The 20696-nt window shown below is 45.1% G+C and carries 18 protein-coding genes and 1 tRNA gene; 3 read left to right on the top strand and 16 right to left on the bottom strand.

Annotation, left to right across the window (positions count from 1 at the left end; translation table 11 throughout):
* Window positions 1-417 precede the first annotated feature (417 nt).
* On the bottom strand, window positions 418-1068 hold the full coding sequence (locus C3V43_RS06535; RefSeq protein ID WP_106069110.1) for a porin family protein: 651 nt from the start codon (window positions 1066-1068) through the stop codon (window positions 418-420).
* A 254-nt stretch (window positions 1069-1322) separates the two neighbouring features.
* Between C3V43_RS06535 and C3V43_RS14765 the strand changes: the two genes are divergently transcribed.
* Window positions 1323-1411 (top strand) — tRNA-Ser (locus C3V43_RS14765).
* A 33-nt stretch (window positions 1412-1444) separates the two neighbouring features.
* Window positions 1445-1978 (top strand): GNAT family N-acetyltransferase, encoded by a 534-nt coding sequence (locus C3V43_RS06540; protein ID WP_106069111.1) that lies wholly within the window; start codon window positions 1445-1447, stop codon window positions 1976-1978.
* On the opposite strand, the gene C3V43_RS06545 is transcribed toward C3V43_RS06540, so the two are convergent.
* From C3V43_RS06545 to C3V43_RS06615, 15 genes are all read right to left on the bottom strand, one after another.
* Window positions 1924-4362, bottom strand: a complete 2439-nt coding sequence (locus C3V43_RS06545; RefSeq protein WP_164996219.1) for a DEAD/DEAH box helicase — start codon at window positions 4360-4362, stop codon at window positions 1924-1926. The two genes, C3V43_RS06540 and C3V43_RS06545, sit on opposite strands and share 55 nt — an antisense overlap.
* A gap of 131 nt (window positions 4363-4493) precedes the next feature.
* Window positions 4494-4715, bottom strand: a complete 222-nt coding sequence (locus C3V43_RS06550; RefSeq protein ID WP_002558131.1) for a DUF2795 domain-containing protein — start codon at window positions 4713-4715, stop codon at window positions 4494-4496.
* Window positions 4716-4784: 69 nt separating this feature from the next.
* On the bottom strand, window positions 4785-5348 hold the full coding sequence (locus C3V43_RS06555; RefSeq protein WP_106069112.1) for a cob(I)yrinic acid a,c-diamide adenosyltransferase: 564 nt from the start codon (window positions 5346-5348) through the stop codon (window positions 4785-4787).
* An 83-nt stretch (window positions 5349-5431) separates the two neighbouring features.
* On the bottom strand, window positions 5432-6064 hold the full coding sequence (locus tag C3V43_RS06560; protein WP_106069113.1) for a hypothetical protein: 633 nt from the start codon (window positions 6062-6064) through the stop codon (window positions 5432-5434).
* Between the two features lie 10 nt (window positions 6065-6074).
* The gene (locus C3V43_RS06565; protein WP_394336167.1) at window positions 6075-8489 is read right to left on the bottom strand and encodes a glycosyl hydrolase family 95 catalytic domain-containing protein; all 2415 of its coding nucleotides are present in this window, start codon (window positions 8487-8489) and stop codon (window positions 6075-6077) included.
* Window positions 8490-8991: 502 nt separating this feature from the next.
* Window positions 8992-10077 carry an IS110 family RNA-guided transposase gene (locus tag C3V43_RS06570; protein WP_106068911.1) on the bottom strand — a complete coding sequence of 362 codons (1086 nt, stop codon included), beginning with the start codon at window positions 10075-10077 and terminating at the stop codon, window positions 8992-8994.
* 332 nt (window positions 10078-10409) lie between these two features.
* Window positions 10410-11222 carry a DUF1573 domain-containing protein gene (locus C3V43_RS06575; RefSeq protein ID WP_235655888.1) on the bottom strand — a complete coding sequence of 271 codons (813 nt, stop codon included), beginning with the start codon at window positions 11220-11222 and terminating at the stop codon, window positions 10410-10412.
* Between the two features lie 131 nt (window positions 11223-11353).
* Window positions 11354-12364, bottom strand: coding sequence for a 6-bladed beta-propeller (locus C3V43_RS06580; RefSeq protein ID WP_106069116.1), 1011 nt, complete (start codon window positions 12362-12364; stop codon window positions 11354-11356).
* Between the two features lie 170 nt (window positions 12365-12534).
* On the bottom strand, window positions 12535-12768 hold the full coding sequence (locus C3V43_RS06585; protein ID WP_106070489.1) for an NVEALA domain-containing protein: 234 nt from the start codon (window positions 12766-12768) through the stop codon (window positions 12535-12537).
* Between the two features lie 190 nt (window positions 12769-12958).
* Window positions 12959-14035, bottom strand: coding sequence for a BF3164 family lipoprotein (locus C3V43_RS06590; protein ID WP_106069117.1), 1077 nt, complete (start codon window positions 14033-14035; stop codon window positions 12959-12961).
* Window positions 14025-14249, bottom strand: a complete 225-nt coding sequence (locus tag C3V43_RS06595; protein WP_106069118.1) for an NVEALA domain-containing protein — start codon at window positions 14247-14249, stop codon at window positions 14025-14027. The genes C3V43_RS06590 and C3V43_RS06595 overlap by 11 nt, the downstream gene beginning before the upstream one ends.
* Window positions 14250-14642: 393 nt before the next feature.
* Window positions 14643-15746, bottom strand: coding sequence for a helix-turn-helix domain-containing protein (locus C3V43_RS06600; RefSeq protein WP_106069119.1), 1104 nt, complete (start codon window positions 15744-15746; stop codon window positions 14643-14645).
* A gap of 206 nt (window positions 15747-15952) precedes the next feature.
* Window positions 15953-16765 (bottom strand): glucosamine-6-phosphate deaminase, encoded by an 813-nt coding sequence (gene nagB, locus C3V43_RS06605; protein ID WP_106069120.1) that lies wholly within the window; start codon window positions 16763-16765, stop codon window positions 15953-15955.
* Between the two features lie 80 nt (window positions 16766-16845).
* Entirely contained in the window at window positions 16846-18045 is a 1200-nt protein-coding gene (locus C3V43_RS06610; RefSeq protein WP_106069121.1) for an FprA family A-type flavoprotein, read from the bottom strand.
* 61 nt (window positions 18046-18106) lie between these two features.
* Window positions 18107-19033 carry a tRNA modification radical SAM protein MnmL/YtqA gene (locus tag C3V43_RS06615; RefSeq protein ID WP_106069122.1) on the bottom strand — a complete coding sequence of 309 codons (927 nt, stop codon included), beginning with the start codon at window positions 19031-19033 and terminating at the stop codon, window positions 18107-18109.
* 1118 nt (window positions 19034-20151) lie between these two features.
* On the opposite strand from C3V43_RS06615, the gene C3V43_RS14675 reads away from it, so the two are divergent.
* On the top strand, window positions 20152-20679 hold the full coding sequence (locus C3V43_RS14675; RefSeq protein WP_129588732.1) for a hypothetical protein: 528 nt from the start codon (window positions 20152-20154) through the stop codon (window positions 20677-20679).
* Window positions 20680-20696: the final 17 nt, after the last annotated feature.

Below are 20696 nucleotides of genomic sequence, written 5' to 3' on the forward strand. Positions count from 1 at the left end.
AGATAACGGAATAAATTATGCCGCAAACATAAGTGTTTTTCCATAAACAAACAAATAAAAAAGCTGTTTTTTTATAACTAAATTAAAAGATTGCATCAAAAAGTATATTTTTATTAATAAAAGGGCGTGCAATTGGCTATAGGAAAGCGTTTGCAGCCATTTTCCCATAGCGCAAAAATAACTCTTTGAGAAGCAAAAGGTTAGTAGAGGAGTCAACGAGGCTTATAGCTTTACTGAAACCGAAAGCAGGCCTTTCAGAAGAGGTTGACGGAGCAATATTTTTTTCAAGTTCAAATTAATGAAGAATTTGCCATTAAGTACCTAACCTAATATGATGCAGGTTTGAGAAGATTATAAAAAAGACGAGGGCATGCCTGCCACACCCTCGTCCAACCGGCCATCCCTTTGACAGCCGCTTTAAAAGATATAAGCGGCGGATATCTGCCACGTCTTTGTTTTGGCGTTCTTGCCCAAAACTTTTTCCCATATCGCGCCTGCGGCATCGCCGACAGAGAAGGTATTGCCCATCGGAATCTGATAGTTGACGCCTACCTGCAAATGTTTCAGGATTTTGACGCCCACCCCCACATTCAGCCCTACCTGCGTCTTTTTGGTGTCGACCGCCCCGTCGGTATTCACACCACTTCCTAAAGCCTTCAGGTCTATGTCCTTAAAATTGAAGAAGAAATCGGGACCGGCCGCAATATATATGCCCAGCAAACTGCCCAAACCGATTGTGTACTTCAGGTTGACGGGAATCTCGATGCCCTGCTGCCTTTCATCAATCGAGCCGGAAAAGGTGCCCGCCGAAACATCGTACTTATTTCCTCTTTGCGAATACATCAAAGCTCCATCAATGCCTAATCCTATAATAGGAATGGTGAGCTCTGCCATCGGCCCGATAAAGAAACCGGTGGAATGTTCCTTATTTCCGGCATATCCGCCTTTCCAATCAATCTCCGAAAGATTTACACCACCTTTGACGCCCCACTTCAATTGGGCATGAGCAGGCATGGACACAAGCATGCAACATACAACTATCAAGAAGAAACAAAGACTTTTTTTCATAATCAATCTAATTTAATTTACGAGACAAATATATACAAAAAACTTTCAAACAGAGAAAAAATGCTCACTTTTTTATTTATACCGCTCTCCTATAAACCTCGGAAACGGAGAAGAAGTATGGCTCAAATGACATCGGTCTTTCATATAATCGGCTTTATGGGAAATAAGCCGGAAAACATGCCTTTCATGCAAAAAAAAGCGAAGCGAAAAGAACAACGAATCGTAAAACACACTACATTTGCATCGCAATGCAAGGAAAGATGCCAGAGTGATCGAATGGACCGGACTCGAAATCCGGCGAACGGCTTATGCTGTTCCGTGGGTTTGAATCCCACTCTTTCCGCTCCTTTCTAAAGAAATGCGTCAGCCGGTCCCTATGATAGAAGTCAGAAGAACAAAGGTCACAGAAGCAGAAGTCCTGATGGACATCTTCGAGCAAGCCAAACGCATCATGCGGAATAGCGGAAACATGCGGCAATGGACAGGCAACTATCCTTCCAAAGAGATAGTCTTAGCTGACATTGAAAAGGGAAACAGCTACGTGTGCATCGACGAAGCCGGAGAGATTATCGGAACTTTTGCCTTTATCCAAGGCAACGACCCCACTTATACACATATTTACGAAGGCCAATGGGCGGATGACATTTCGCCTTATGGAGTGATTCATCGACTGGCAAGCACAGAAACCGGCAAAGGCGTGGCACACGCCTGCCTGCAGTGGTGCTACAAGCAAATCCCCAACCTGCGCGCCGACACTCATCGGGACAATCATATCTTGCAGCACATCCTGAAGAAACATGGTTTCCAATATTGCGGCATCATCTTTCTGGCCAATGGAGACGAAAGATTGGCCTTTCAAAAAACAGCAAACCGCCTTTTCAACTCTTCCACCCCCATTCCCGTGAAATAATCTTCCACGAAGTTCCAACGTTGTTCGTCCGTCAGTCCGTTTGTCCCGAAGAAGAAGGTGAACAATTCAATCTGCTCCTGAAAAATCTGTTCGTTGGCATCCAAGATGAAATTGCGATATTCCTCGCCGGATGCAAGCCGGTTCAATCTGTCGGAATCATTAAAACGTATAAAGACACAAGGAGTACCGCCACCTTCGACACTGAACGAGAGACAGTCGAGCATGGAAAGCAGATTGAGAAGCATATTCAAGTCAGAGAATGGAGTGCAATAGAACAGCAGACGGTCGCCCTTATTGCCCACTATGCGCTGAGCACATAGTTTCTGATAACGGGATAAAAGCAGATCGAATCCCCTTGTCACAGTAAAAGAAAGTTCATTGGAATCTTTCTTCTTCGCACTGCTGATATAGCTCACACTGCGTCCCTCTTCCGTGCGGCTCTCCAATAGCGAACCGATGAAACGCTTGGCGGAACGCACATCCATATCATGTCCGGCAAAGACAGCACGCAACTCTTCTTCATCAAACTTGCCTTTCGACTTAATCAGAGCCATCTTCATCATGGATGTCAAATCCCTGAACAAAGCTTCCATACGCCGACCGATGACAACCGCATCTTCCTTCAACAGCACTTCATGCTTGCCCACCGACACAGCACGTGCGCCCTCCAACAAGGTTCCGTTGTTGAGTTTCTGCTTGAATTCCTTATATCCCAACTCGGGAAAACGTGCTTCCCAAATCTCCTCCAAGCGTGCTTTATAAACTCCTTCTCCGCCTTCGACAGCAGTCATATAAGCACCGAACTCACGAACAAAGGCATCGCCTGTTTTGTCCTGCACATAGCCCTCGGTCAAGAGGTTCTTGGGCGAGACTTCCAAAAGGGGGGTACCATAACGCAGCTCCATATCTTCTTCCAACCACAACAAAGCCGTCTTAATGAGTTGCCCTAACTCTGCCTCATACTCCAGCTTGTTTTTCATACGCGGCAATTTCACCACAAACTCGAAGTCCGAAAGAGACACCAGCATCTCGCGCTTTTCTCCCTTCATCCGATGCACCTCCATCAGTTTCCGCAAGATGAGCGCCAACTGTTCGTGAGCGATGCTACCGGTCTGATGCAGACGCTTCATGTAATAGAAATCGCGCTCGTGATAATCTGTGGCAGAGACACCTTGAATATTCGCATCGCGTGCCGCGCGGCCTATTTCCTGAATATAATCGACAAACGTACCGGATGGAGCCACATGATAGATGCGGTCGATGTCGCTGATATCCACCCCCATGCCGAATGCTTTGGTGGCAACAATCAGCTTCTTGCTCCCTTCTTTGAACTCCTGCACGATGGCGGCTTTCTGTTCCTTATCCTTTTTGCCGTAATAAGAAGCCACAAGATGCCGGTCGGCAGGTTTCACCCACGTTTTCAGGCGCATGTCTATCCCACCGGCAAAAGGATAATAGAGCAAGGTCTTATGGGTATCCAGAAAGCTGTCTATACGGGCAGAAACCACACGTTGCTTGGCTTTATCGTACGTCTCGCCCTCTTCTATCTGCATCTGCCGGATATCAAAACCGATGTTTTTCCGCCTCACCGTACCGACATGCAGCACACATGGTTCCATTTGCAAAGAGCGGATGGTATCGAACACCATGTCATTGCCTCCTTTCGGATTCCACACGGCCGTAGCCGTAAGTGCAAACAATGGGAAGTCATACCCCAAACTCTGCTTCAAGGTTTTCAGATAACGACCCAAGAACCAATAATCCACCCGGAATTCTTTTCCCCACGTAGTTACCGTATGCGCTTCATCAATTACCACCAGACCGATGCGACGTTCACCGACAAAGTGCCTGATATCGTAAGAAAGGAGCAATTCCGGTGAAAGATAGAACAAATCAATCTCTCCTTCGCGTACCCGACGGTAGACTTCGGCTTTCTGTTCAGGAGAAAGGTCGGAAGAGGCATACGCCACACGGGTATAGCCCAAATCCACCAGATTCTCTGTCTGGTCTACAATCAAAGCTTTCAAGGGAGATATTACAATAGTCAGCAGCTTATACTTTCTTCCCAGATAAATGGCAGGAAGTTGAAATAACAACGATTTACCCGAACCGGTAGGAGCTGTCAGCAAGATATTGTCCACTTGCTGTTCTGCCCCTTGCGCCTTTTCCGCTTCAAGAACAACACTCTCGACCAACTGCCCTTGGGAGATGCAGAGTTTGCCTTTTCCCTTGAATAAATCATTATAGATTTCAAACTCGCGAAATTGCTTGTAACCGTAGATTTCTGTCATCAGTTCACCAATTTCCGCTCTATATGTTTCGGGCAGACACCTCTCTTTCAATTCCGGTAACCGGCGTATTGTTCCTTCCGGGATATTTATCATAATGAATGAATGGGGATTAAATAAAAAAAGTAGTTCTTTGACCATAACATAACAGTCGTAGAACTACCTTTCCTTTGTTTTTTTCAGAACTTCACCGCCTGCAGGCAGTAAGCCTGTCATTTCAAGGCTTATCAATATTCTTCCTCGTTGAAAAAGAAGTCTTCTTTACTTGGATAATCAGGCCAAATATCTTCTATACTTTCATAGATTTCGCCCTCATCCTCCATTTCCTGCAAATTTTCAATTACTTCAAGCGGAGCACCTGAACGCATGGCATAGTCTATCAATTCGTCCTTGGTTGCCGGCCAAGGAGCATCTTCCAATTTGGATGCTAATTCCAATGTCCAATACATGGTTTCTAAGTCTTAAGCGGTGAATATAAATCCTACTTCTAATTTTCGGCAAAAGTATAATAAAATCTTTCACTTGCAACGATTATTCCAAAATATTTCTTCTTTTTTCTCATCTTGATTCATTTTGCGAGACAAAACGAACAAATAATCAGACAAACGATTTACATAAGCCATTAGTTCCGAGGAGATTTCAACCTGTTCGGCCAAAGCCAGAATCCGGCGTTCGGCACGACGGCACACAGTACGACAAACATGGCACACCGCACTCCCCCGGCTTCCTCCGGGAAGGATAAAAGCCGACAAAGATGGAAGCAGATTGTCCAAACGGTCAATCTCACGTTCCATAACCTCCACATCTTCCCAATGAACGACACTGGCCGTTTTAAGTTCGGTTTGCTCACGATCGGTAGCCAAATGAGAGCCTACGGCAAAAAGCTTGTCCTGCACTTGCAGCATGAACATCCTATCTTGCTTATCCGAGAGGAATGTAGCAAGAACTCCCAGATTGGAATTCAATTCATCCACCGTTCCATACGCTTCGAGCCGGATATGCGTTTTAGGCACGCGAGTTCCGCCTACAAGGGAAGTAGTCCCTTTATCTCCGGTTTTGGTATAAATAAAACTCTTTTTCATAAAAAATAGATTTTTAGCAAGAAGCGTAAGCCACACGGACGATAAGTCATGGAGAAGTCTGTGCAACCTGCCTCTGATAATAATTAAAAATTGACAATATAGTCTTGCTTTATCTTTGTCTTGTCAAAGAAAACGATGCCCAAATCATAAAGGTCGAAAGTGACGCCCACCCGTTCATCTTCTTGGATCTGCTTCCAGAGGACACGCATCTGCGGGGTGTATCGAATGCCTTCAATCACAAAAAGAGATTTCTCCGTTGCACAGGAGGCGCAAATGCCGAATGCTTCTTCCATGAGTTCTGCACGACGATAATCGTGTAAATAAAGAAAATCGACAGCAACGCCGGCCTCCAGAAAAAGCTCGGACAGCGAGGAAGCGGAGAGATAGTCCGCACCTTCTTTTCCGGCCTTCAGATAGAGCGAAGAGGCAGAAAGCGTTCCAAAGTCTACAAGCGTGTCGGGCCGGGCGTAATTCACCAACCGGAACAGCAGCCGTTTCACCTTTCTCGACTCATATTCCCAACATACGCCTTTCTCCGGCGCCAGTTTTTCTTCTTCCTCCGCTAAATCCTTATACTTATAATAAGGTGCCTTCTCATAAATGACCTGCGTGATCAGATCAAAAGCAAAAGGAGAATGCACCCCGTAGCCGCAACGATGACGAAACCGCCGCAACCAGATGAAAGGACGCTTCAAGGCAAGTGTGACCGACCCCATGACCCGTGGATTAGAAGAATGTGACTTTAAGGGATTCTCCTGCTCTCAAATCCAATGCAAAGGAGTCGTCCTTGAAATCAAGTTCCGCTCCATTCTTCGACACCTTTGCAAGACTTACTCCCGCAGGCATCTTCACGATGAACCTGCCCGGAGCAAGAGCCGTAATGGCGGCTTTCGTTGCACGGCCATCCTTCCAGTCGAGGTCGACGGCAGCACCACCGCGCACTCGCATGCCACGGAAGCTCCCGGCATCCCAGCCATCGGGCAAAGCGGGCAATAGATTGATGAAACCCTCATGGCTCTGCAAAAGCATCTCACCGATTCCGGCAGCACCACCAAAGTTCCCATCTATTTGGAAAGGCTGGTGCGAGCAGAAGAGATTGGGGAAAGTGCCACTGCCATGCCGTCCTGTCTTGGCGTTTACTGCCGGTTGCAACAGGCTCTTGAAAAGCTTCCACGCACGGTTGCCATCGCCCAGACGAGCCCAGAAGTTAATCTTCCACGCACGGCTCCATCCCGTACCTCCATCGCCACGGCGATTCAATGTGACACGGCATGCATCGGCCAGCTTGGGTGACCTGGCCGGAGAGATGAGGTTTCCGGGATGCAGACCGTATAGATGGGAAACGTGTCGATGATGTACCTCAGCTTCCCTATAATCTTCCAGCCACTCTTGCAGGTATCCGTCCTTGCTGATAATCATAGGCGGGAACTCTTTCAGGTCGGCTTCCAGCTTCTTCACGTAGTCCGCATCACGGTTCAGCGCAAGGGCAGCAACAATAACGTTATAGTAGAGCTCTGTCAGCAGTTGCACGTCCATTGTAGGCCCCATGCAGATGCTGACGGGCGTCAGACTGTCTCCGGGCATGTAGAAGCTATTCTCGGGCGAAGAGGTGGGAGCGGTGACCAGCCATCCGTTCCCCGGCTCACGCACCATCGTGGAACGGAAGAAGTCGGCAGCACCTTTCAGAATCGGATAAATGCGTTGCAAGTATTCCTTATCCTGCGTATAAAGATAGTGTTCCCACAGATGGGCGCAAAGCCATGCCCCTCCGGTGTTGGTTGCCCCCCAAGACGGATGCTCGCCGGGAGCTGTATAGTTCCAGACGTTTGTCATCATGTGGAGTACCCAGCCTTCGGCCTTGTCTCCGTAGAAAGTGACGGCTGTCTTTTTACCCGAAGGCAAGAGACGCTCCACCAAAGTGGTGAGCGGGCCATAGAGTTCGGAAAGACCTGCCTGCTCCAACGGCCAGTGATTCATCTGGATATTGATGTTGGTATGATAGTCGCCGTTCCATGGAGTCTGCAACGTGTTTGCCCAAAGCCCTTGCAAGTTGGGGGGCAGGCTGCCGGGACGGGTACTGCCGATGAGCAGATAGCGTCCGTAGTTATAATACAAAGCGGCCAGTCCGGGAGATTCTTTCTGCTCAAAACGGAGGATACGCTCATTGGTGGGAAGCGCATCGTCTTCCGTGGCGGGCAAGGTAAGCGAAACACGGTCGTAAAGCGAGCGATGAGCCGTTTCTTTTTTCATCGTCCGTTCCAGTTTCGCGTTCAGTTTGGAGAATGAAGAGCCGGAAGGCGCTACTCCATCCAGCAGCCTGTCGCAGACCGAGGCATAGCGTTCTCCGGGAAAGTCGGTACCTGCCGCTTCATAAGAGGTGGTTGCCGAAATCACCAGCCAAGCCTCCTGCCCGTTCTTCAAAGCTATTCCCCGTTCGGGGTCGATTGCCTGTTCGCCTCCTTTCGAGACAAGCCGCATGGCAACACGGAATTTCATTCCATCCTTGCCGGGCAGACCGCTGTCGAGCATCCCATTCATCAGGAGCGTATTCCCTTCGATGGTGACAGCGGCACGTTCCGGACGACTCAAACGGGCGGAGAAATTCAAAGCCTCTTTACGTCCGGCCGTCAGGTGTATCAGCATGACATCCTTGTCGCGAGAAATAAAATATTCGCGCCGATAAGCTACATCGTTCAGCGTAAAAGCTGTATAAGCCAAGGCATCACGCAGATTCAGCCCCCGGCGATAGTCCACCGGACGGACATCGGATTGTGCCGTAACGGCAACTTTCCCTTCCGCCTTGGCGTTCAGCAAAGGGTAATCGAACTCCAAGTCGAGGTTAGCCAATATCTGGTAAGTTCCATATCTTTTGTCCGCCTCTCCTTTCTTGGGAACAAAGCTGCTGTACATCAGTTCCTGCGCCTCGCGGTTCTTCCCCTCGAACAACAACCGGCGAATGGCAGGCAGGCTCTTTGCCGCATCGGGGTTGCCGTAGTCGGCCTCCGAACCGTTCCAAAGGGAAATCTCGTTCAACACAATACGCTCGCGCCGCACCCCGCCGTCCGGCATCATGCCGAGCCTGCCGTTGCCCAGCGGAAGCGTTTCTTCCCAAATGGAAGCGGGAGCCGTGTAGTAGAGCATATGGTTGTAACTATCGGTCGGAACCGATGAGAACACATACAAAGGATACGAACAGCAGAAAGCCACTGTAACCAATGAGGAGAGAAGAAGTTTTTTCATAACAGATTTTCCATTTAAAATCCAAACAAAGTTGGATAATTCATTAATAATTAACTTTAGTTTCATATCTTTTTGTCAGGATGTTAAGAGGAAGTAGGCTCTGCTGAGGAGCAACCTACCAGCAATAAGCATCCTAACGGTACGCAGTAATGCTACTTTGGGAGGCGGTTACACGCCTCTCTTTTTGTATTACTGATATCGTCTGATATGGCTAAGAAAACCTAACCATAATCCTATGGTAAAACAAACTTTCCACAGCAGACACCACACAAGGGGCTGCAAGTTCCTTTATCAGTCAAACCATTAATGAGGATTACAAACTTTTTTAAGCGGACTTCAAAGCCGCAAAGTAATGATAGTATTTTCCTCAAAAGAAAGTTGTTTTACCTTATAGGATTCTGTATCATTTGACAACACACGGTATATATTCCTTTTCATGTTTGAGTACATAATATATTCTGTTTACAAGCCGTCTGGCAATCTTTATGATTGACTTCTGGGGATTCATACGTTTACGGTATTCCGTATAGGCTACAGTCATTGCAGGATCCTTACGGATTGCAATCCATGCAGCTTCCACCAACAGGCAGCGGAGCATGAAATGGCGACGTACCGTTATATCTCCTGTGCCGTTACTCTCACCACTCGAATGGCACATGGGTACCAGACCGATGAAGGAAGCCAGATGGTCCTCATTCCTGAAACGGACTATACCGTCAAGTTCAACCATCAGGGTAGCAGCTGTAGTAACGCCTATTCCGGGAACAGAAGTCAGAAGACGTATCGGCCTCTCAAAAGGTGCGTTACGTGATATCTCACGGATGGCACGTGTTTCCTGAAGAAGCATCTTACGCAAACGCACGAACTGCTCCAGGTGCAGTTCCAAAGTCTTCTTGCCATACTCTGTTGAGAGTTCGAGAGAATGAAGCCAAGTCAGGAAACGTTTTGACCAACATCCTATCGAGCATCGGGTAAACTCTTCGGGTATATCCACTCCATGAAAACGAAGCAATGACTTGATGCGGTTCTTCGCACGGGTGCTGTCTTTTACAATCAGGTTTCTCATCCTTATCAAAGAGCGCATTTCCAGGACATCCGCCTTGGGAACGTATATTCCTACCAGCGAACCGGAACGTAATTCACGAGCCAGCTTCTTACAATCCACGGCATCCGTCTTACGAAGTTTTTCCTTACTCATGGTCGGAACGTCGGCTGGATTGACCACGATGTTGGTTATTCCTAAATCCATCAACTTCTCGTGTATCCAAAAGCCGCAGAATCCGGCTTCATACACAGAGAAGTAATTGGCGCCCGGATAATTGCTGACAAGATACTTGTGCAATGCTTCCGGTTCCGGAATTTGGCTGAATCGATTCAGAACACTATGCTCTGATAAAATTGCAACCGACCAACTCTTCAGGTGGACATCAATTCCTACATAAATATTTTGACCACTGAAATCTAATGTGTTACTTTGTACACGTTTCATAAGCTATATCGTTATGAGTTAATATTGTTGTTATCACTTACAAAGTTAACTATAATGGTATAGCTTTTTTAGGGCTATATTATGTTATCCGTCACTTCCGATTTTAAACATAGGAACTTTTATGAGTTTAATAATCTGTTTTTCATTTCTTTCCGTATCTATCCTTTCAACGGAAAACGCAAGCATATTGCGTATTCACGATTTATCTGCTACCTTTGCCGTGACCTCCTTTCTTTAGCGGGTTATGGAATGGGTGAAACCGAATGTTCCTCAAACAACGCTTTGTCACCCATTCCTTTTATTTATATTCACACAAATCTTGTATTATTTTTTCATTTAGCATCCCCGTTAATCTGCAAAACCAACGGTGAGGTTTCGGCATTGCAATACACCGTGATGGTTTTGTTGAAATGTTCGGGATGCTCGGCCTTGTAGCTCACCTCCAAAACTATCTCTTTGCCCGGTTGCACAGGTTCTTTGGAATAAGTTACAGTGGTACAGCCGCAAGAAGTACTGACACCTTCTATCACCAAAAGCTTATCACCTGTGTTTTTAATCACGAAAGCAGTTTTCTGCTCCTCTTTCCAATCAAAGCTACCCAACGATACGGAAGTATGGGCTATATTCAATTTTGTCTTGACAACTTTTGTTTTATTTTCCTCTCCCACTTCCTCACCTCGAATGATTTTCAAGTATAGTTCTTTCACCATTGGGTTATGGATAGGATTACCGATAGCCAAGACTTTATTATCCTTATCTAATAAAAATGTATGGAATGAGTCATCTTTAGGCGGAAAGCCATTCAATTCATTCAATCGGTTCTTCTCATCAATACAAACAGGATGTACAAAACCAAAGGCTTTTAATGTACCTAAGAAGCCCCTCCGCTTCTCGGGAGAAAAGAAAAATAAATATTTGACAGAATCCACTCCGTTGGTATTCATTTCTTCCATGAATATTTTCCATTTATCCAACTGCAACTTACAACTTATACAGCCGACAGAATCTACATAAGTGAGAATCTTGAACTTTCCCGACATCGAAAAATTAACAGTATCCTTACCCTGCACGGTAAATACTACTTTTTCAGGAAACAAAACTTCCTTTCCACTCCACGTTTGCAGCAGAGTTTCAATATTCTCCACTCTTCTATTCCCACAAGAAAGAAAGAGAAGTAAGCAAAGTATCCCTATTAAATTCTTAATTCTCATACTAACAGAATATTATATTTACCATCACACGAATAAATCCTCTCTTAATCTTTATCACCTTTATATTACTCTAAAAGTCCCTCCAAATTCAAATAAGCAAATTGAATTTCATCATCTAAAACCATAATTATACGATTATATTCTGGGTCGTAACAAAATAGCACAATGTTATAGCCCACCTTTAATGTTTTTATGTAATTACCATCCAAATCATAAACAATGAGGTCTGTTACATGTACTTGGCCTGTATTAGGATTTCTTTTACCAGAATAGCCTACTATAATCCTATTATTACAGATAATGATACTTCCATAATAATAAACCATGGCATTGCTCGTCGCATCATCCCAATTCGGTCCATAAATATAATGTTTCAAATTTCCTTGAAGATCATAAGTAGCCAACAAGTCATGATGATCATAGCTCATTGCAATCAAATCATTATCTACAGATGTAGCATAACGAAATCTTTTTCTCTCAATATCCGGATGTCCGCTAATCAATGGATGCATATCTCCTGTTCGCATGTTCCATGTAACCAAATATTCTTGAAAGAACTCTCCCGGTTTGGCTGTCATACAACACGCATAACAAAGAGTATCATTGACATAGGAGAACATTACTGGTGTAGTAGTTTTATCTATATCAAACTTATACTTAGGCAAACAATCCTGCTTTAACAATATACTATCCAAATCATATCCCGATATTTGCATTTTCCCATAGTCTGCTACATATAGACAACGTTGCTTTCCATCAGGTATAAGTTCTCCTAAGTTAGTAATTTCATTAGGTCCTTCTCCGGCAAATCCCATCCCTGTAATATATGAAAAGTTCTTTTTATCAAAGATAAGAATTTGATGCTTTTCTGATTGTGGGTCAGTAAGTATGAAATATTTATCCATAACATAAGGTCTTGCCAATCCTCCTACGAACGGCGAGTCTATAACAATCTCTTTCACGAGTTCTTTTACATCCATTACATTACTGGAATGACTGAGATGTTTATCAATCCCTGAACGATGGGAACATCCCCCCAAAATACTTACTAACACAAAAAGCAATATATATTTCATAAGAAAAAAGATATAAATTACATAAATAAGATACAATGAAAAAAAAGGTAGAGGCGTATCTTAAAGGATGCCACCTTCTACCTTTACACGCCACAGAATTAGCTTTCTAAAAATGCGATAATATAAACACTGATAATAGGTTTAATCCTTCTATTCAAAGATTAAAGTTACTATTGCCAATGCACCTCCCGCATATTTGTATATATTTTAAAACAATAACAATATGAAGAAGCGCTAGTACATCCATTCGGACAATCTGGATTTATTTCATATCTTGCCAACGCTTCCACATTAGCCAACATCAAATCAGACATCATTCCTCCTTTTTGTGACTGATAAACATTGTAGCCTGCAAATACTGCAACTACGGCAACTATCAAAATTGCAAAAATTTTCTTACTCATGTTTCTTTTTTTTATGAGTTTAATAATCAGTTTTTCATTTCTTTCCGTATCTATCCTTTCAACGGAAAACGCAAGCATATTGCGTATTCACGATTTATCTGCTACCTTTGCCACGACCTCCTTTCTTTAGCGGGTTATGGAATGGGTGAAACCGAATGTTCCTCAAACAACGCTTTATCACCCATTCCTTTTATTTATATTCACACAAATCTTTTATTCTATACTCTATGATCGGGTCATCCCGATTGACATCCGTAGCGATGATGATGCCTTTCTCTTCGTCTACCGATATGCCATAGACGGAATGGTCTAACACATACTTGCACAAAGGCTCGCCGTCCAAGCTGAAGACATAGATATACTGCCCGCCGTCAGGAAGTTTTGTTCCTTTACGCACACTCGCCGCAATCTCTTTGAAGGGGCGACCATGGAAAACGGCATAGATGGCACTGTCAGTGACCTGCACATCGCTAAAGCCCATGATACCCATGGGCAAACCATAGCCTTCTGAGACAAGGAACTCCGGCTCACCGTGTGGGCCGATGCGCACCACGTGCGTACTATCCCTCAGATTATAAACCTCGACGACCTCGCCCAGCTGTGTGACGGCAGCCAACACCCCGTTGCGCGGATTGTAGTCGATGAAGCTGCGCCAAGCCTGCGCCAATGCAGGACGGGCATTGCGCAGGGCTTCCTCGTCGGCGGACGGAATGCTTCCGAACTTCCCCAGCAGACGGCCTTGCAGACTTACTTGGCAGAAGCGGGCATCGCCCGAATAGTCGGGGATGAGAAATGCGGTATCGTCTATCACGGCAAAATCCAACGCCCGAAGTATGTTTTTATCCAAGGATACCGTTTCCCCGCGAAGCAATGAATCGCCGGAAAGACCCAACCGGGTGATTTCCGACTTATCGGCGTCGAGCACCCACAAAGCATCTTCTTTCCAACGGACGTTTTCGGCAGAAATCATTTCATGCGGAGCCTCTCCTCGCTTACCGAAAGAAGAGAGGTAATGCCCCTGCGGATAGCTGAAAACATGAAAGAGGTGATCGGTGCCATGCAAATCCAACATCACGGCTTTATCGCCTTGCACCCTGATGCGGAAAGGATAGCGGAAGACAGCCGTATCCAACGGCAACACCCGCCCCATGAGACTCCGCGTTTCGGGGAAAACGTCATAAGGAACTCCTTTGCCGGGTGGAGCAGTTGTGCATGCCGCCAGCAAGAGAAGTAAAAAAGAAGTCCCTACTGAAAGCTTAATTGCCATATAATACTACACAATACACTTTAATTTGAAACTTAGGGCAATCCACAGAACCTGTTCCGATACAATGAACAAGTGATGACCCTTCACCGGCAGCTAAAGCTTCTATGTTTTCTAACATTAAACCTTCAAATCCTTCACTTTTTGAATTAAAACAGAAAGCGGTTGCCCCCATTACGGCTAAGAACAAGCCCATGAACAAAAATTTCTTTTTCATAATTTCAGATTTTACATTAAATGATGAGAACAAAAATCTGAAAAAGAAAAAGAATCAGCAAATTTTCCACCTGACAAAGTCTGACAAGCCTTCCTTTTCTTCAATGTAAGACATTGTCAGGTGATGTAAAAGCATAGTTGAGAATGTTATGAGTGTTTTTGGGGGGGACCTCATATTTACATAGAACTTGCAAAAAACATAGAGAAAACTTGCACATAGCATAGAGTACAGTTGTTCTCTTCTTGAAGAGAACCCTACTCGCAACGTGCAAACAGAAATCCGCGCACTACGAACAAACGTCCGCAATGTGCAAACAGACATTCGCACGTTGTGGACAGACATTTAAAAGGACTTTGACAAAGAGTTCGACACACCTGACGAAACCCGGTGCATTTATAAAGAACTTTCCCTCGATGAGGCAGGCGGCCTCAGTTGATAAGCCGAAGTGATGTTCACTATTGTCCAGCCGGAAAAAGAGAGTAGATTCTCACGCAATCTTTTGATGGCGGTGTGCACCCTCCCCTCTTGTGCATTTTTATCTCCCTTCCACAGCAGGTCGAGAATCTCATTGACGGATAGTGTATATTTCTCCGCATCCAAAAAACCTTGCAACAATTTAGCCCCCTGCGGCATCAGTTTCAAAAACTCATCCGGATTGTTCATCCGCTTCAGCATTCCAAGACCGGCATCAAAAAGCAAATCTTCGTCCATTTTATAGATATGCGACTCGGTCTTATCTGCTGCAATTACCGGTACTTCTTTCAGTATAACCGTAGACACCTGTTTTACAAAAAGGCGATGATAAAGCCTGATGAAATATTCCTGTATAAAAAACAGCAAGCAACAACCTATTATAAGGAGACTCAATAAAAAGACGTCTTTCAAGGAAAAAGTTTTCCACCAAGGATAATAAATATACCCTGTTACCCCTATCTCGGATCTGAGTCCTAAATAATAGGATACAATGCTGTCCGACCGCTGCACGGAGAGAGAATCGGCCGAGTAGGCGTAGGTTTCATGTTCCCGCCAGTCGGATACGGAGGTACGAACCATTGTCCTCCCGAAAAAATCTTTTTCGGCCATCAGCTTCTCCCAAAGCACATTAAGAGAATCAGCCTTCAAAGGATCCATTGCCAATACATAAGAATACATACCATGTGTACCAAGAGTGCTTTCTATATTATTCTTATACTTTTCATATGGAATGATAAATTCTTTCTCTCCGAACTCGCTTATAATCTTTCGCTTCACCGATTCTTTCTTATCCTTGTCAAACTTTGAACTGAGTTCAGAAGTTCCCGATGATAAAAAGAATACATCCATCGTATCCCTCTTCTGTAATTCCTGAATCAAAGCCTTCTGAAAAGTTTTACATGCCTGCGCCCTCCAATATTCTGTGCGGTTTTGATACAAAGCCCAAGCTGTGACTGCGGCAACAACGATGCCCACAGCGATGTATATCAGCAAGAATTGCACATCTATTTTCTTTTGATCCATATTTGATTTAAAGTTTATTCGTTCCAAAGTTAATTGATTTCTCTTCTAAAAAAAATTAAATATAAAATTATTGATGACCAGCATTTTTCTCACAGCAACTATCCCCCCATATAATCTTCGCGATATTTCCACACAAACAAAAAAAGCGCAACCCGTTCTGCATCGAACGAATTGCGCCATATAATAAAGCGACAGGAAGAGCCGACTTATTTCAACAGACTTTCCGGTTCCAGATGGTCTGCCTCGATATCCTTGAAGTAGCGGTAAGTGCCCACCTTCAGTTCGTCGGTAGCCGCATCGTCGCAAACGATGATACCCTTTTCGTGCATCTGGAGGGCACTGATGGTCCACATCTGCATAACGGGGCCTTCTACGGCATGATAGAGGGCACGTGCCTTGCCGTGACCGTTGACGATAATCATCACCTCCTTGGCGCTGAGCACTGTGCCCACACCTACGGTAAGCGCTGTCTTGGGCACTTTGTTCACGTCGTTGTCGAAGAAACGCGAGTTGGCGATGATGGTATCGGTAGTCAGCGTCTTCCGGCGGGTGCGCGACGACAGGGAAGAGCCCGGCTCGTTGAAAGCGATGTGTCCGTCGGGTCCGATGCCTCCCATAAAGAGGTCGATGCCGCCGTATGACTTGATTTTTTCTTCATAACGGGCACACTCCTCGTCCAAATCGGCCGCATTGCCGTTCAGGATGTTGGTGTTTTCGGGCAGGATGTCGATGTGGCTGAAGAAATTGTTCCACATAAAAGAGTAGTAGCTTTCGGGGTGTTCCTTAGGCAGCCCCACGTATTCGTCCATATTGAAGGTGACTACGTTGCGGAAAGAAACGATGCCTTTTTTGTTCAGGTCGATCAGTTCTTTGTACATGCCCAGAGGAGAAGAGCCGGTGGGGCATCCCAACACGAAAGGTTTCTCGGGCGTGGGAGCAGCGGCCTTGATTTTTGCAGCCACATAATGTGCCGCCCATTTTGATACGGATTGATAATCCGGTTGAATAATTAGTCTCATTGCGATTGTTTTATTAGGTTAATCAATTTAGAAGTCGGTTTGAATTTATTTTTTCACGTGCTTATCGGAACTTTCCGGCTTTATTTCCGGTCTTTTTTAAGACGTTGGGCCATGGCGCACGCCAGATGCTCGCATTGCTCGTAGGTGATGTCTTTCATGGCTTGCTTCATCTCCACAGGGTCGCCCACCAGCTCGAACTTGCTCTTCTCGGCAAACTCGGCCATACGCTTCACCGCAGCACCCGCCCAACAGAATGAGCCGAAGTAGCCTAAATAACGTCCCTTAACCTCGCGTACAAGGATTTTGGATAGCAGGGATTCTACCTCCGGATAAACCTGATTGCTATAAGTAGGACTGCCGACGATGAGCCCCCGATACTTGAAGACATCGGCAAGGATGTATGACGGATCGCTCTTGCTCACATTGTGCATCACGATGTTACGGATGCCCTGCGCGGAAAGCCCGGCTGCAATGGCTTCGGCCATCTGTTCCGTATTGCCGTACATGGAGCCGTATGCAATGACCACACCTTCGTCGGCATCATAACGGCTCAGCTTGTCGTAAATGCCCACTACTTTGCCGATGTTTTCCGTCCACACCGGCCCGTGGGTGGAACAGATGGTGGAGATGGGCAGGCTGCTCAGTTTTGCCAAGGCTTTCTGCACCGGAGAGCCGTATTTGCCCACAATGTTGGAATAGTAGCGCACCATCTCGTCCCAACAGCGGTCGGTATTGATGCGGGTGTCGAGGAAGCCGCCGTCCACCGTGCCGAAACAACCGAATCCGTCGCCGGAAAACAGCACGCCTTCCGTTTCGTCGAAGGTCATCATCGTTTCGGGCCAGTGCACCATCGGCGTCATATAGAAACGGAGCTTATGGTGTCCCAAAGCCAGATAATCGCCATCGTTCACCAAATACTGCTCGCCCGTCACACCGTAAAATCCCTCGATCATGCCGAAAGTCTGCTTGTTGCCCACGATGACAATGTCGGGATAATGTTGCTTTATCAGGCGGATGGAACCGGAATGGTCGGGTTCCATGTGATTGATGATGAGATACTGTATGGGGCGTTCGCCGATGATGCTCTTTATCTTACGAAGATAGACTTCGAAATAGCAGATGTCCACCGTATCGACCAATGCCACCGTTTCATCGTCTATCAGGTAAGAATTGTACGAAACGCCATACGGCAACGGCCACATGCCTTCAAACAAATGTTTATTGCGGTCGTTTACTCCCACGTAGTGGATTTTTCCTTTTATCACAGCTTTCGGGTTCATTGTTTTTATTTATTTAGATTGATTCCACGTTTAAACATGCCACAAAAGTAGTTCTTTTTTCTCACATTTCATACTTCTTGCCTTGATATGCTCCAAGTTCTTTCATTCTTTTTTGCAGCCGGTGGTTGAATTCATAATTTTTCAATCCCCAATCGGGAGCGATGAGCAGTTCCTTGGGCGACTGCGATACGAAACGTTCCAGCACCAAGTCGGGACGCAAATGTTCGATATAGTCGATGACAAGGGCGATGTATTCTTCCACATCGAACAGATGGAAATCTTCGGGGTGGCGTTCATATTCCAATGCCATGCGGGTGCCGCGTATCAGTTGCAACTGGTGCATTTTCAGCGTGGTGAGGGGCAGGCGCGACAGTGTGCCGGCCTGCGCCACAATGTCGGCCGGCGTCTCTCCCGGCAGTCCGAGGATGACGTGCCCGCCGGTAAGGATGCCGCACGAGGCGGTTCGCTCCACCGCATCTGCGGCAGCCTCGAAGGTATGCCCGCGACGGATGCGCCCGAGGGTTTCGTTGCAGGTGCTTTCTATGCCATACTCCACCAAGAGGAAAGTATGCCGGTTTATCTCTTCCAGATAGCGCAGCAGGTTGTCGGGCATGCAGTCGGGGCGTGTGCCGATGACCAACCCCACCACTCCGTCCACCGACAAGGCTTCCTCGTACTTACGTTTCAGGCTCTCCAGTTCTCCATACGTATTGGTATAAGCCTGAAAATAGGCCAGATATTTCATTTCCGGATACTTGTGGGCAAAGAACAGCTTTCCTTCTTCCAACTGCTGCGTGACGGATTTCTCCGTATGACAATAATCGGGGTTGAAAGTCTGGTTATTGCAATACGTGCAGCCGCCATAGCCCTTGCTGCCGTCTCTGTTAGGGCATGTGAAGCCGGCATTCAGCGATATTTTCTGTACCTTGTAAGGGAAATAACGTTTCAGGAACAAGGGAAATTCATTATAAAGATTCATTCTATCCATAATGCGCAAAGATAAGCATCTGTTTTGAATTTATTTCAACTTTTCAACGGTTTGACACGATTGGAAGCACATAAAAGAAGCAGCCATCTTACCTTCACACCAACCAAGTTCCTACCAAGTTCCTACCATGTTCTTATCATGTTCTTATCATGTTCTTTTGGAGACGCTCGCTATAGACAAGAAGAAAACAAGAAAATGATAAAGGTGCATACCCTCTGTGAAAGACAGAAACAACTTCTATTCGATGACTTTTCCCGAAAAGGGGTAACTCATATCAAGTTGTTACCCCAAATACCGGACGAATCTTCTTCTTTAATGGAAGAGCCGTTTTTAACTCCTGCAACAAACAATAAATCAAGAACAAATTGAAATATTCAAATTAAAATCTTATATTTCGACGGAAACACTATATAATCACTAAAAGCAAAATATGAAAAAGACAATCAACCAAAAAATCTCTGTTACTTTAGCTTCTGCAAACCTTCGATGATAATCAGCTGAAGGTTATACCACAAACAAATTTACTGCTATGCTGTTAGCATTCAAAAGAATATATGTATTTTTGTATCCAACCCGCAGAAATTTAGATTTTTACAGAAACAATAAAATGATGAAGCGATGGAGACCGTGGTAGCTAAAATTATATTTATGCCGGAAATAGAATACATGTATGATAATGAAAACAGACCGGGCACATGCCCAATTTGTCATAACACATTAGAAAAAATACCGGATGTTCATTACAAGGTCGAAAAAAAAGAGCCGATATATTGTGCACATACGATGGATATTGTATTGTTACGGAGAAGTTCAAAGAGTTCTGCAATGAGAACAAGTACCCCAATATTACTTTTATAGCACTTGCAGACTCTATTGGATACTACTTTTTTATGCCGCATGACATTTATAAATTGGATTACATCCACCGTAAAACTCAATTTTTAAATAAAAGAGAATGTTGTGGCAGTTACGACGAAATCATCGGAGCAACTCCCGCATACAAACTTTCAAGCTTTTCTACCGAATCTGATGATTTTATCAATCGGTCGGAATATCTTTTTGGAACTAAAGGATGTAAGGATCCTCTCATTATTATAGGACTAAAAACGCAACAAAAGATGAAAGCATTTGGTTTGAAAGGAATAGACTATAAAAACGTTTATTCCATTGAAATGACTTATGGGAAACCCAAACCCATGGAAGATGTGACCCTGCAAGATATGCAGGAAAATCCAATCTGGATATTTGCTCTGGACGAAGAAGAGAACGAGGAAATAGACGAAACTTGGCAAAAACCGGTATTGAATTACGACAACGTGACATACGAACTCGTCGAAGCGTATATCCTGATGAAAAGCAGCGACGGGCAGTATGACGTATCGGCAAATCTGGATATCGAAGAAGAAACGCTGGACGACGTCACTTATTGGGATTCCGAGCAAGAATGTTGGATTCCGATAGAGAATATCGGGAATTACAAAGAATTGCAATTCGTTGCTATTCCTAAAATAGAAAAAGAAGCCGATGTTGTCTTCGGATTTGACGAGACGAAAAATAGGTTCAGCTCTGTAAGGAGTCAGGCGCAGCCAAAGAAAAAGCGAAAAGGCGTATTTTCTTTCTTTGCATCGCTATTTAAAAGAAAATAATTCAGAATCGTAGAAGG

The organism is Prevotella heparinolytica (genome assembly GCF_002998535.1).
In the GTDB taxonomy this organism is placed as follows: Bacteria; Bacteroidota; Bacteroidia; order Bacteroidales; family Bacteroidaceae; genus Bacteroides; species Bacteroides heparinolyticus.

Excerpts from the sequence above, each read along its gene's own strand:
- C3V43_RS06535 (WP_106069110.1), bottom strand. The coding sequence starts at position 1,068 with ATGAAAAAAAGTCTTTGTTTCTTCTTGATAGTTGTATGTTGCATGCTT.
- C3V43_RS06540 (WP_106069111.1), top strand. The coding sequence starts at position 1,445 with ATGATAGAAGTCAGAAGAACAAAGGTCACAGAAGCAGAAGTCCTGATG.
- C3V43_RS06545 (WP_164996219.1), bottom strand. The coding sequence starts at position 4,362 with ATGATAAATATCCCGGAAGGAACAATACGCCGGTTACCGGAATTGAAA.
- C3V43_RS06550 (WP_002558131.1), bottom strand. The coding sequence starts at position 4,715 with ATGTATTGGACATTGGAATTAGCATCCAAATTGGAAGATGCTCCTTGG.
- C3V43_RS06555 (WP_106069112.1), bottom strand. The coding sequence starts at position 5,348 with ATGAAAAAGAGTTTTATTTATACCAAAACCGGAGATAAAGGGACTACT.
- C3V43_RS06560 (WP_106069113.1), bottom strand. The coding sequence starts at position 6,064 with ATGGGGTCGGTCACACTTGCCTTGAAGCGTCCTTTCATCTGGTTGCGG.
- C3V43_RS06565 (WP_394336167.1), bottom strand. The coding sequence starts at position 8,489 with ATGCTCTACTACACGGCTCCCGCTTCCATTTGGGAAGAAACGCTTCCG.
- C3V43_RS06570 (WP_106068911.1), bottom strand. The coding sequence starts at position 10,077 with ATGAAACGTGTACAAAGTAACACATTAGATTTCAGTGGTCAAAATATT.
- C3V43_RS06580 (WP_106069116.1), bottom strand. The coding sequence starts at position 12,364 with ATGAAATATATATTGCTTTTTGTGTTAGTAAGTATTTTGGGGGGATGT.
- C3V43_RS06585 (WP_106070489.1), bottom strand. The coding sequence starts at position 12,768 with ATGAGTAAGAAAATTTTTGCAATTTTGATAGTTGCCGTAGTTGCAGTA.
- C3V43_RS06590 (WP_106069117.1), bottom strand. The coding sequence starts at position 14,035 with ATGGCAATTAAGCTTTCAGTAGGGACTTCTTTTTTACTTCTCTTGCTG.
- C3V43_RS06595 (WP_106069118.1), bottom strand. The coding sequence starts at position 14,249 with ATGAAAAAGAAATTTTTGTTCATGGGCTTGTTCTTAGCCGTAATGGGG.
- C3V43_RS06600 (WP_106069119.1), bottom strand. The coding sequence starts at position 15,746 with ATGGATCAAAAGAAAATAGATGTGCAATTCTTGCTGATATACATCGCT.
- nagB (WP_106069120.1), bottom strand. The coding sequence starts at position 16,765 with ATGAGACTAATTATTCAACCGGATTATCAATCCGTATCAAAATGGGCG.
- C3V43_RS06610 (WP_106069121.1), bottom strand. The coding sequence starts at position 18,045 with ATGAACCCGAAAGCTGTGATAAAAGGAAAAATCCACTACGTGGGAGTA.
- C3V43_RS06615 (WP_106069122.1), bottom strand. The coding sequence starts at position 19,033 with ATGGATAGAATGAATCTTTATAATGAATTTCCCTTGTTCCTGAAACGT.
- C3V43_RS14675 (WP_129588732.1), top strand. The coding sequence starts at position 20,152 with ATGAAAGCATTTGGTTTGAAAGGAATAGACTATAAAAACGTTTATTCC.